This is a genomic window from Sorangiineae bacterium MSr12523 (assembly GCA_037157775.1).
GTDB classification, from domain to species: Bacteria; Myxococcota_A; Polyangia; order Polyangiales; family Polyangiaceae; genus Pendulispora; species Pendulispora brunnea.
Genome location: CP089982.1, coordinates 11,335,944 through 11,349,349, shown reverse-complemented (window position 1 = coordinate 11,349,349; position 13,406 = coordinate 11,335,944). Strand labels below are relative to the sequence as shown.

The following is a 13,406-nucleotide window of genomic DNA, read 5'->3' as shown; positions in this document are numbered from 1 at the left end:
CCACTGCACAAAAGGCGTGGAAATGTCCCAGACTCCCATTGCGGTCATCGGGATTAGTGCTCTTTTTCCCGGCTCCACCGACGCGAAAGGCTTTTGGTCCGATATTCTTGCCGGTCGCGATCTGGTCTCCGAGGTACCTCCGACCCACTGGCTGATCGAGGACTATTACGATCCGAACCCAGCGGCGCCGGATAAAACGTACTGCAAACGCGGCGCGTTCCTCGGTCCGGTCGATTTCGATCCCATGGAGTTCGGTGTGCCGCCGAACATCATGCCGGCGACCGATACGGCGCAGCTTCTCGCGCTCATCGTGGCGCAGAAGGTGCTCGATGACGTCGGCGAGTCCTTCAAGTCGATCGACCGCGAAAAGGTGAGCGTCATCTTGGGGGTCACCTCGGGTCAGGAATTACTCGGGTCGATGGTGAGCCGTCTGCAACGACCCATTTGGCTCAAGGCTTTGCGCGACTCCGGTATTGCCGAGTCCGAGGCCCAGAGCATTTGCGAGCGCATTGCAAACCATTACGTGCCCTGGCAGGAATCCAGCTTTCCCGGCCTGTTGGGCAATGTGGTGGCCGGTCGCATTGCGAACCGCTTCGACCTGCACGGCACCAATTGCGTGACGGATGCGGCGTGCGCGAGCGCGCTCTCGGCGCTCTCCATGGGCATGAACGAGCTGGCCGTCGGCCAGAGCGATCTCGTGATCACGGGCGGTGTCGACACGATGAACGACATCCTCATGTACATGTGCTTCAGCAAGACGCCGGCCCTGTCGCCGACCGGCGATTGCCGGCCCTTTGCCAGCGCGGCGGACGGCACCTTGCTCGGCGAGGGTATGGCCATGTTGGCACTGCGGCGTCTCGAGGACGCCGAGCGCGATGGCAATCGCATTTACGGTGTCATTCGCGGGTTGGGCTCATCGTCCGACGGGCGCAGCAAGAGCGTGTACGCACCGCTGCCCGAGGGGCAAGCGCGCGCGCTCCGGCGTGCCTACGAGCAAGCGGGGTACGGGCCCGAGTCCGTCGAATTGATGGAGGGACACGGCACCGCCACGAAGGCGGGTGACGTGGCGGAGTTCACCGCACTCAAACAGGTCTTCGGCGAGAGTGCGCGCGGAAACGGGGCGTGGTGCGCGTTGGGATCGGTCAAATCGCAGATCGGTCACACGAAAGCGTCGGCCGGCATCGCCGGGTTGCTCAAGACGGTGCTGGCCCTGCACCACAAGGTGCTGCCCCCCACTATTAAGGTGGACGCGCCGAACCCCAACCTGGAAATCGAGCAGAGCCCATTTTATCTCAATACGCACGCGCGTCCGTGGATTCGCGAAAGCACGCATGCGCGCCGTGCGTCGGTATCGAGCTTTGGCTTCGGCGGAAGCAACTTCCACGTGGCGCTCGAGGAATACGTGGGGAGTGCGCCCAAAGCGTTTCGGTTGCGTTCGCAGCCCAGCGAGCTTTTCGTGCTCGCCGCGCCCTCGGCCAAGGAGCTCGCCTCGGCGTGCCGAACGCATGTGGCGAAGGTGAAAGAGTCGGGACTCTCGGCGAGCGCACGCGCTTCGCAGGCCGGGTTCGACAGCAGCGAAGGCTCGCGCCTCGCGGTGGTGGCCAGCAGCGCCGACGAACTCGTGGCCAAGTTGGAACAGGCCGCGGGGCTGCTCGATGCTGGCGGCGGGAAAGCGTTCTCCACGCCGACCGGCATTCACTACGACGAGGGGGCCCTCGACGGGAGCATCGCGTTTCTGTTCTCGGGGCAGGGAAGCCAGTACGTCGGCATGGGCGCCGACCTGGCCATGGCCTTCGATGCGGCGCGCGAAGTGTGGGACGATGCGGCGGCCCTGCAGTTCGACGGAGTGCCGGTGCACGAGGTGGTGTTCCCGCGCCCGGTGTTCAGCGATGCCGATCGCGAGGCGCAGGCCGCGCGCCTCACGGCCACGGAATGGGCGCAGCCGGCCATCGGCGTCACCAGCCTGGCCGCGCTTTCCGTGCTGCGCGAGGCCGGGGTGCACCCGGATGCCGTCGCCGGACATAGCTTCGGCGAAGTCACCGCACTTTGCGCGGCCGGTGCGCTCGATGCGAAGTCGCTGGTCGCGGTGGCGCGGGCGCGCGGCACCTTGATGCGTGACGCGGCCACGACACCGGGCGCGATGACCGCGGTGCCGCTGCCGATCGACGAGGTTCGCCCGCTGGTCGACGGCACCGACGTGGTCATTGCGAACCACAATCATCCGACGCAAGTCGTGCTCTCCGGCAGCGTGGAGGCCATCGAACGAATCGAGCGCGCGCTGACCGAGAAGAAGGTCAACGCGAAGCGCCTGCCCGTGGCGACGGCGTTCCATAGCCCGCTGGTCTCGGGCGCGAGCGCTCAGTTCGGGGAGTTCCTCGCGAAGACGCCATTCCGGACCCCGGTGCTCGACGTGTATTCGAACACCGACGCGGACCTTTACACGGACGATGTGCGCACCCGCCTTGCCGAGCAATTGGCGCGGCCCGTGCGGTTCGTCGACCAAATCGAGAAGATGTGGGAGCGCGGGGTGAGGACCTTCGTGGAGGTCGGCCCCGGTGCGGTGCTCACGGACTTCGTCACGCGCACCTTGGGCGAGCGCCCGCATCGTGCGATTGCGACGGATCGCAAGGGACGCCACGGCGTCACGAGCTTGAATGAGGCGCTGGGCCGGCTCGCAGTGGCGGGCGTCGCGGTGGACTTCTCGATCCTGTGGTCCCACGACGCACCCGTGCGCGATACGCCGGCGCGCAAGAAGCCGCAGATGGCCATTGCCATCACCGGCGCCAACGTCGGCAAGCCGTACCCACCGCCGCATCCGCAGCCGCGGGTGGTGGTCGAAGAACCCAAACCGCGGGTGGTGGTCGAAGAACGTCGTGCGCCGGTGCACATAGCGAACGGAGCGAACGGAATGAACGGAACGAATGGTCTGAATGGATCCAACGGGACGAACGGGTCCTCGTTGATGCACAAGCCGGTGCGGGCGCATGTCGCGCCTGTCACGCGGGAAGTGGAGAAACGAGAACCCGTTGCGTGGTCGCCCGATGCCCAAGTGGCATGGTTGCAGGCGTACCAGGAGGCGCAGCGCACGATGGCCGAGGCGCATGCGACGTACCAACGCATCACGGCCGAGAGCCACATGGCCTTCCTCAAGGCGGCGGAAACGTCGTACTCGGCGCTCGCCGCGATGGTCGAGCCGTCGTCCACGGTGTCGGTTGCCTCGGCACCGGCCTTGATCACGTCGTACGTGGCCCCGCCGCCGCCTCCACCGCCGGTGGAGGAGGTGCCGTTCGTGGAGGCGCAACCTGCGCCGCCGCCCGCGCCCGTTGCGCCCGTCGTGACGCACGCGGCCCCGCCGCCGCCGCCGCCCGCACCGAAGGAGGCGCCTGCGCCGGTCGCGGCACCCGCGCCCGCACCGGGTGTGGATCTGGAAGCATTGCTGCTCACCGTCGTGGCCGACAAGACCGGGTACCCGGTCGAGATGCTCGGCATGCACATGGAGCTCGAGGCCGATCTCGGCGTCGACTCCATCAAGCGGGTCGAGATCCTCTCGGGCATGCGCGAGCGTGCGCCGGGGCTGCCGGAGGTCGTGGCCAGTGAAATGGCCGCCCTGCGGACACTGGGGCAGATCGTGGGGTACATGCGCGAGCGCGGCGCCGTTGGAGAAGGCGGTGCCCGCCCTTTCGTCCAGACGGGGAGGGGAACGTCTCCTCTCCCCAGCGCGCCTGAGCAAGCGCGCACTTCACGCACCCAGCGCTACGTCGTGCAGGAGCGGCCGGCACCGGCGGCGGGCTTGGCCCAAGCCGGTTTGCTCGGCGCCAAGCGCGTCGTAGTCACGGACGATGCCACGGGCGTGGCGCAGGCTCTCGCGCGCACTCTGGTGCGCGCGGGCCTGCCCGCGGAGGTCGTGGCGGAGGTTCCCGCAGATGCCGACGCGGTGATCTTTCTCGGAGGGCTTCGTCCGGTGGCCAGCGTCGACGAGGCGCTGGCTGTCGACACGGAGGCCTTTCACGCAGCGCGCGCCGTGGCGAAGCGCTTCTCGAACGAGCGCGGCGTCTTCGTCACGGTGCAGGACACCGGCGGCGACTTCGGTCTCGCCGGCAAGGAGCCTCTGCGCGCATGGCTCGGTGGTGTGGCCGCCCTGGCGCGCACCGCCGCGCTCGAGTGGAACCAGGCCTCGGTCAAAGCCATCGACGTGGAGCGCGCAGATCGCTCGGCCGAGGCCTTGGCCGAGGTGCTGGCTGCCGAGTTGCTCGAGGGCGGCAGTGCACGCGAAGTCGGCCTGCACGGCGACGGCACGCGAACGACCTTGGCCAGTGTACCCGTGGCCATCGCGTCAGGTACACGCGTTCTGAATGAACAATCCGTGCTCGTCGTCTCCGGCGGCGCGCGCGGAGTGACTGCCTCGTCGCTGGTGGCGCTGGTTCGCCAAACGCGTGCGCGGGTGGCGCTGTTCGGACGCACGCCGCTGACCGAAGAACCGGCGGTATGCCGCGGCCAGCGCGACGATGCGTCCCTCAAACGCGTGCTCCTGGCCGATGCACGCGCACGCGGTGAAAGTCTTACGCCGGCGACGTTGGGCGCGCAGGTCGCGCGCATCGTCGCCAATCGCGAGATCCGCGCGACGCTCGACGCCATCCACGATGCCGGCGGCCAGGTGCGCTACTTCGACGTGGACGTGCAGGACACCGCACGCCTTCACGAAGCGCTCGCCTCGATCCGGCAGACGTGGGGCCCCATCACCGGCATCGTGCACGGTGCGGGGGTGCTCGCGGACAAGTTCATCGCCGAAAAGACCCCCGAGCAATTCGCCAAGGTCTTCGGGACCAAAGTCCTCGGCTTGCGCGCGCTGCTCGACGCGACGGCGAGCGATCCGCTCGCGCTCATCGCGCTCTTCTCGTCGGTGGCCGCACGCACCGGCAACCCCGGTCAGAGCGATTACGCCATGGCCAACGAAGTCCTCAACGCCATCGCCTCCGCCGAGCGACGCCGCCGTCAGGGCGCGTGCGTGGTGAAGTCCATCGGCTGGGGACCCTGGGAAGGCGGCATGGTCACCCCCGCACTGAAAGCGCTCTTCGAGGAGCGCAAGGTGCCGCTGCTCTCCATCGAAGACGGTGCAAACCGCTTCGTCCAGGAGGTGCAAGGTTCGCCGGACGAAGTGGTCACGGTCATCGGCGGCGAGCTCGGTGCAGCACCGGAACGCGTCACCTCCGTGGAGGCGCGCGTCGATCGAAGCTCGCATCCATTCCTGGTCGATCACAGCGTGGGAAGCCGTGTCGTTCTGCCCATGGTGATGGCCCTCGATTGGCTCGTGCGTGCCGCGCACGACGGGTGGCCCGAGTCGCGGTGCATCGAACTGCGTGACCTCAAGGTCCTTCGCGGGATCAAACTCGAACGCTACGACACGGGCGGTGACGTCTTCACCGTGACGTGCCGCCCTCGCCCGAGCCAGAGCGAGCAACTGCTCCAGGCCGAGCTGCGCGGCGCCGGAAACGCGTTGCACTACAATGCGACGCTCGTTCTCGCGCCGAGTTCACCCACCGTGCAACGGGCCTCGGTGACCGAGCCGTCGCTCGGGCCGTGGACCAAGGTGATCTACGACGGCCACATCCTCTTCCACGGGCCGAAGTTCCAAATGATCCGCGCCATCGAAGGCGTCTCGCGCGATGGCATGGTCGGAACCCTCCACGGCGTGCGCGAGCTCGGCTGGAGCCATCCCTCCTTCCAGACCGATCCGGGGATCCTCGACGGAGCTTTGCAGCTCGCCGGTCTCTGGGCGTGCCACGTGCTCGGCGGGGCCACCTTGCCGATGGCCATCGCGCGCTACCGCATCCATCAGGCCCTCCCCGAGGGCGACATCCGTTGCATCGTGCACGGTCGCCAGATCCACCATGCGCGCGGCGTCGCCGACGTGGCGCTCGTCGATGCGCAAGGCCGGCTCGTGGGCGAGCTGCTCGGCGTCGAAAATGTGCTCCGTCCCGGCGAACCTCTCAACGCGGCTCCAGAAAGCGCGGCCCATGCAATTTGAACCGATTGCCATCGTTGGCAGCTCCTGCACTTTGCCCGGCGCGCTTTCTCCCGCGTCGCTCTGGAAGAACGTGCTCGCCGGGCAGAGCGCCATCACACATGTGCGCAAGGACCGCTGGGACTCCGCGCGCATCGGCACCGAAGCGTGGTCCGACGCTGGCGGCTACGTCGAAGGCTTCGGTGCCGGCTTCGACCCGAACGGCTTCTCTCTTCCCGCCGACGACGTGCGCCGGCTCGACCCCGTTTTCCAATGGGTCTTGCACGGCGCACGCGAGGCGCTCCGCACCACCGGCTACGAAGGCCGCTCGCCGCGCGCCGGCTTGATCCTGGGCAATCTTTCCTTTCCCACGCGCGCGCTGGCCGGCTACGCCGAGAGCGTCTGGCTCGATCGGCAGGGCAGCGGTTTCCTGCGCGGCAAGGCGCGCGAAATTGCCGGGGTGGAGCGGCCGCTCGCGTACGATCGCTTCATGTCCGGCTTGCCGGCGAACCTCGCCGCGCGCGGCTTGGGCCTCGACGGGTGCGCCTTCGCGTTGGACGCGGCGTGCGCATCCTCGCTCTATGCGATCAAGCTCGCGTGCGATCGCCTTCACGACCGCAAGGCGGACGTCCTCGTCGCCGGCGCAGTCAACGCATCGGACACCTTGTTCATTCACGTCGGCTTCTGCGCGCTCTCGGCCATGAGCCGCACGGGCCAAAGTCGCCCGTTCCATCGCGACGCCGACGGCCTCGTTCCCGCGGAGGGCGCCGCCTTCGTCGTGCTCAAGCGCCTTCGCGATGCCGTGGCCGCCGGCGACCGCATCTTTGGTGTCATCCGCGGCGTCGGGCTTTCCAACGACGGTCGCGGTCGCGGACTATTGGTGCCCTCCGAGGAGGGACAGATCCGCGCGATGCGCCTCGCGTACGAGATGTCCGATCTTTCGCCGAGCGACATCTCCGTGGTCGAGTGCCACGCCACCGGCACGCCGGTGGGAGACGCCACCGAGGTGCGCAGCATGTCCCGCGTCTTCGAGGGCGTGCGCGATCTGCCCATCGGCTCCATCAAATCGAACCTCGGGCATTTGATCACGGTGGCCGGCATGGCCGGTGTGCTCAAGGTTCTCTCGGCGATGGAGGCCGGCACCTTGCCGCCGACCCGCCGAGTGGAAGCGCCCATCGACGCGCTCACGGATTCTCCGTTTCGGTTGCTGACGTCTCCCGAACCGTGGGGGACGGGTTCGCCGCGTCGCGCGGCCGTGAGCGCCTTCGGCTTCGGAGGAAACAATGCGCACCTTCTTCTCGAGCAATGGACGGGTGTCGAGACGTGGTCCCGCACGCAGGTCGCGATCCCGGAGGCCGTCTCCGCAACGGCGGCTGCGTCGCCGGTGGCCGTCGTGGGGCTCTTCGCCGCCATGGGCGAGGACCGCGACCTCACGGATTTCACAGCGCAGCTTTTTTCGCCTGAGCCCAGCACGGGCGCGCGGCAGAACATCACCGTCGCGCTCGAGGGCTTCCGATTTCCGCCCAACGACATCGCGCATACGTTGCCGCAGCAACTTTTCATCCTCGAGGCCGCGCGTGAAGCCGCGCGAGGGATTGCGCTTCCCCGTGAGCGCACGGCCGTCCTCGTCGGCATGGGCACCGATCCCGAGGTTGCGCGCTATGGCGTGAGGTGGAAGGTCGCCTCATGGGCCGAGCGGTGGGCGTCCTCTCTGGGAACGAAGGCCGACCCGGCATGGGTGAGCGCGGCGCAGGATGCTGCGCAGTCGCACCTGGTGTCTGCGGGCGTGTTGGGCACGATGCCGAACATCCCGGCGAACCGGATCAACAGCCAGCTCGATCTCGCGGGCCCGAGCATGACCGTGTCGGCCGAGGAGTCGTCCGGCGTTGCGGGGCTGGAAATCGCCGTGCGCGCGCTGCAAAAGCGCGAGCTCGACGCGGCCGTGGTCGGCGCGGTGGATCTCTCCGACGAGACCGTGCACCGCACCGCGCTCGCGGAACTGGGGGTGCACCGCATGCCCGCGGACGCCGCCGTCGTGTTGATCCTGAAGCGCCTCGAGGACGCGCAAGCTGACGGCGATCGCGTGCTCGCGGTCCTCGATGAAACGGCGGAGCCGTCACTCGACGTGCGCGAACCCCTCGCGCCGCGCGGAACCGCACATGCCGCCGCAGGCTTGCTCCACGTGGCAGCCGCGGTGCTGTCCGTGCACCACGGGCTGCGTTTCGAGGCCGATCGCACCGTCACGCCGTGGGCGGGCGCCCGTGTGGCGCGCGTCCGAACGGCGTCGCTTCTCGGCCCCTCGATCGATATCACCGTGCGCGCGCACGGTCCCGCGGAGCCGCTGCCCCCCGTCGATGCAACACGCCCGCAGCAAGGCCGCGAGACGACCGTCACCGTCGCCGCGCACCGTCGCGATTTGCTGTTTTACCCAATGGAAGGGGATGTCCAATTCATGGATCCTGCGCCGCACCTCGCGCCCATTCTCGACGAGCCCGAAGCCGACCCTCCGCGCCCGACCCGTGCCGTCCCCGCACCGGGCCCGCGCCCGCGGCAGGTCGCGCCCCGCTTGGCCACCGCGCTCGCCCACGCCGGCGAGCAGCAAGCGCGCATCGCCGCCGTGCACGAGGAATACCTCACGGGTCAGGCCGCGACCTACCAGCGCTTTCTTGCCTTGCAGCAAACCATCATGAGCGACTTCTTGGCCCGCGCTCCACGCGCGTCCGCCCCGCCGGCACCGAGCTTCCGCGCACCGCTTGCACCACGCGCGCCGCTCGCTCCTCTCGCCCCTGCGCCGGTACCGGTGCCCGCGCCCGTGCCGCACAAGGTGACCACGTTCTCGCGCGCCGAGCTCGAAGTGCACGCATCGGGGCGCATCTCCTCCATCTTCGGGCCTGCCTTCGAAGGCCAGGACCGCTACGCGCGTCAGGTGCGCATGCCGGAGCCGCCGCTCTTGCTCGTCGACCGCGTGACCGGCATCGAGGCCGAGCCGGGGTCGATGGGCACGGGCACCATTCGCACCGAGACCACGGTGCGGGCCGACGGCTGGTATTTGCACGACGGCCGCATGCCGGCGGGCATCATGATCGAATCGGGCCAGGCGGACCTGATGCTCATTTCGTGGCTGGGCATCGATCGCTTCAACCGGGGCGAGCGCGTCTATCGCTTGCTGGGGTGCGAGCTCTCGTACCAAGGTGAACTGCCCCGGCCCGGCGACGTCCTCGATTACGACATCCACATCGACGGGCACGCGCAGGACGGCGACACACGCCTCTTCTTCTTCCATTACGACTGCCGCGTGAACGGCAAGCCCGCACTTCGCGTGCGCGGCGGCCAGGCTGGCTTCTTCAGCGACGAAGAGCTCGCGAACTCGGCCGGCGTCCTCTGGGATCCTGCCGCCGACAAGCCCGTCCCCAACGCCAAACTCGACCCGCCCGTGGTGAACCCCGCGAAGTCGAGCTTCGATGCGGGCGACTTGCGCGCCTTCTCCGAGGGCCGCATCTACGAGTGCTTCGGCCCCGGCTTCGAGCTGGCCCGCACCCACGTTCGCAGTCCGCGCATTGCGGCGGGCCGCATGCTGCTCCTCGAAAAGGTGACCGATCTCGCCGTGCGCGGTGGCCCTTGGGGACGTGGCTATCTCCGCGCCGAGCTGCCCATCACCAAGGACCAATGGTTCTTCGACGGGCACTTCAAGAACGACCCGTGCATGCCTGGCACCCTCATGTTCGAGGGCTGCATCCAGGCCATGTCCTTTTACTTGGCCGCCCTCGGATTCACCCTCGATCGCGACGGCTGGCGCTTCGAGCCCGCGCAGGGCACCACCTCGTCGATGCGTTGCCGCGGCCAGGTCACGCCCGCGTCGAAGCTGCTCGTGTACGAAGTCTTCGTCCACGGAGTCTCGGGCGGTACCCACCCCGAGCTAAAGGCGGATTTGCTCTGCACCGTCGACGGCGTCAAAGCCTTCCACGCCGCGCGATTCGCCATTCGGCTCGTGCCGGATTGGCCGCTCGAGGCCTGGAAATTCGGTAAGTACACCAGCCCCACCACCCCCGGACTTCCGCAGCAGCAGCTCGGCGGCCTCCAAAATTACGTGGAGCCCAAACCGGTGGCGACCCACCAGGGCTTCCCGTTCGGCTACGCCTCGCTGCTCGCGTGCGCGTGGGGCCGGCCCACCACCGCCTTCGGTCCCTTCTACGAGCGGTTCGACAGTCCACGCCGCGTCGCGCGCCTTCCTGGACCTCCGTACCATTTCGTCTCGCGCGTCCTGAGCGTCGATGCCGAGATGGGCGTCATGAAGAACGGTGGCTCGGTGGAAGTCGAATACGACATTCCTCCCTCCGCCTGGTACTTCGACCTCGCGGGCACCATGCCGTTCTGCGTCTTGATGGAGGCGGCACTGCAGCCCTGCGGCTGGCTGGCGAGCTTCATCGGCAGCACGCTTTCGACGGACATCGACCTGATGTTCCGCAACCTCGACGGCACCGCCACCCTCACGCGCGAGATCCGCCCCGACTCGGGGACATTGCGGACCAAGGTCCGCATCATCAATATTTCCAAGTCGGCCGGGATGATCATCGAGTCCTTCCTGGTGGAGTGCTTCCTCGGCACCGAGCGCATCTACGAGATGAACACGGTGTTCGGCTTCTTCCCCAAGGAGGCCTTCGAGAACCAGAGCGGCCTCCCCGTGACCGACGACGATCGCACGCGCATGGCGCAACCTGCGGTCGACACCATCGACCTGCGTACCCGCCCCGCACGTTACTTCGACGGTGCCCCGCGCATCCCCGGCGGCATGCTCTGCATGCTGGACCGCATCACCGCGTTCGAGCCGGAGGGCGGCCGCAAAGGCCTCGGCTGGGTGCGCGGTGAAAAGGACGTCGACCCTGCGGAGTGGTTCTTCAAGGCCCACTTCTTCCAAGATCCGGTGCAACCCGGATCGCTGGGCATCGAGGCCTTTTGCCAGCTGCTGCAGTTCTTCATGATCGAGCGCGGCATGATGGACGGCATCCCCGGCGCGCGCTTCGAGCCCGTGGCGATCGATCGCAAGGTGTCGTGGAAGTACCGCGGCCAGGTCGTGCCGAGCAACCGCCTCATCACCACGGAAATCGACATCACCGAAGTCGGCACCGACGAACGCGGTCGTTACGTGCTCGCCGACGCGGCGCTTTGGGTCGATGGGAAGTGCATCTACAACGCCAAGAACTTCGGCATGCGCATCGTGCCCTCGTCCGAGCCGCCCGACGGCGAGGAGGTGCTCGATCCGAGCCACGACACGTGGCTCGAGGATCACAGGCCGACGTGGACCCTGCCTGCGCTGCCGCTGATGTCCATGGTGGACCGCATGGCTGCGCGCGCCCAGGGAAGGGCAGTCTTCACCGACGTGCGCGTCCACCGCTGGCTCGTCTTCCCGGGCGGGCCCGTTCGTCTTCGCACCGACGTGCGCGACGAACGCGACGAACGCGACGAACGCGACGGGCGAGAGCGCCTCGCCATCACCTTGAGCGCATGGCGCGAGTCGAAAAATGCCGCGCTTTCCCGCTTCGAGCCGGTGGCCACGGGCTATGCCGCGCACGTGCCGGAAGGGCAAACCCTCCCCGAGCCGTGGCCGCCCCTCGACGACGCCGAGAACATCTCTTCTCCGTACGAAGCGGGATCGCTCTTTCACGGGCCGTCGTTCCAGATGCTTCGCTCGCTCCGCCTCGGCCCCAAGGGCGCATCGGCGGTGCTCGATGCCGGGGCCGACGCCGTTCCGCCGGGCACCCTTCGCCAAGGCTTGCTCGACGGGGTGACCCACGCCATCCCGCACGAAGCGTTCTCCCGATGGTCGCCGGAGATCCCCGATGACCAAGTGGCTTATCCCCACGCCATTCCCTATTTGCGATTCTACGGCCCGCTTCCCTCCAAGGGCGAAGTCCGCATCGAAGTCCGATTCGCCGGCTTCGACGGCGATCCCCGCCGGCCCATGGTCGATGCGCAAATCATCGCCGCCGGTCGCGTGCTCGCCGAGCTCCGCCTCGTGGAAATCCTGCTGCCGAAGGGGCCCATCGGCATGGCCCCGCCGGAGGCCCGCCGCGCCTTCTTGCGCGATCGCACCTACGTCCCCGGTGTCGGCCTCGCGCAACACGAGGACTCCGGCACCCGCCTCGAACTCGGTGCCGTTCAACAGAGCGATTGGCTCCCCGGCAACGTCACCCGCATTTACGACACCACGCCCCACCTCCCTCTCCTCGAACAAGTCGCCATCAAGGAACATGTCGCCCGCCGCGCCAAGGTGCACCCTGCCGACATTCGCGTGGCCGACGATCTCGCCTCCGCCGTGGCCACGAATCGCCCGCTCCGCAGCTACCCGCTCCGTCTCGAGCGCGCTGCGGATCACGCACGGGTCACGCCTGCCGGTGACCCCGTGAAGGACATCTCGCCGGTGACCCGGTTCTGGCGGGAACACTTCGCCTGCGAAGCCTGGCCCGTCGAAGACCTGTTCTACGGCCTCGTCGATCACTTCGTCGGCGACGTCATCCTCACCGATCCGCGCGCCATCGAATCGATCCGCGGCCGCAGCGTTTTGTACCTCGCCAATCACCAAGTGGGCATCGAGTCGCTGATGTTCTCGGTGCTCATTCCTGCGCTCACCGGAAGCATCACCATCACGTTGGCCAAGGCCGAACACCGCACCTCGTGGCTCGGTGGCCTCATCCGCCACTGCTTCACGTACCCCGGTGTGCGCGATCCCAACATGATGACCTTCTTCAACCGCGAGGATCAGTCGGAGCTCATCTCCGTCGTGCAAAATCTCGCTTCGGAGATGCGCACGAACGGCAAGAGCGCCATGATTCACGTGGAGGGAACACGCTCGCTTTCTTGCCGGCAGCCCGTGATCCGAATGAGCTCCACGGTCCTCGACATGGCGCTCGCCGTCGGCTGCCCCATCGTACCTTTGCGCTTCAGCGGTGGACTTCCCGTGGAAGACCTCGAGGAGCGCGAAGAGTTCCCCGTCGGCTTCGGCCGGCAAGACATCTGGGTGGGCCGCCCCATCGAGACGCAGCAAATCATTCGCCTGCCGCTCAAAGAGCGAAAGCAGTGCATCATCGATGCCATCAATGGCCTCGGTCCCGCGTGCTCCGACGAGCAGCCGAGCGCGCCGAATGCCGAATTGAAATCCGCCGTCCATGAATGGATCCGCGCTACGGGTGTCGTGGCGAGCGACGCCGTACTCTTTTCCGTGTTGAACTCCGCGCGAGCCCCCCGGTCCGCGCTGACCGAGCGCCTGCTCGAAGGCGCCAAAGCGGGAAAGCTCGTGCTGGGCGGCAGCACCGAGGAACAGTGGCTCGCTGCGCTTGCACTTCGGCTTTTCGGCCCGAGGGGTCCTTCGGTCGAATCGTCCTAAATCGCTTATTTACCGACTAAGAAG

2 protein-coding genes are annotated in these 13,406 nt (G+C 67.6%); both read left to right on the top strand.

Annotated features, from left to right (window positions below; translation table 11 throughout):
* The first annotated feature begins 22 nt into the window (after window positions 1–22).
* Entirely contained in the window at window positions 23–6,025 is a 6,003-nt protein-coding gene (locus LZC95_44855) for an SDR family NAD(P)-dependent oxidoreductase (protein ID WXA93571.1), read from the top strand.
* Window positions 6,015–13,382 carry a polyketide synthase dehydratase domain-containing protein gene (locus tag LZC95_44850; GenBank protein WXA93570.1) on the top strand — a complete coding sequence of 2,456 codons (7,368 nt, stop codon included), beginning with the start codon at window positions 6,015–6,017 and terminating at the stop codon, window positions 13,380–13,382. The genes LZC95_44855 and LZC95_44850 overlap by 11 nt, the downstream gene beginning before the upstream one ends.
* Window positions 13,383–13,406 lie beyond the last annotated feature (24 nt).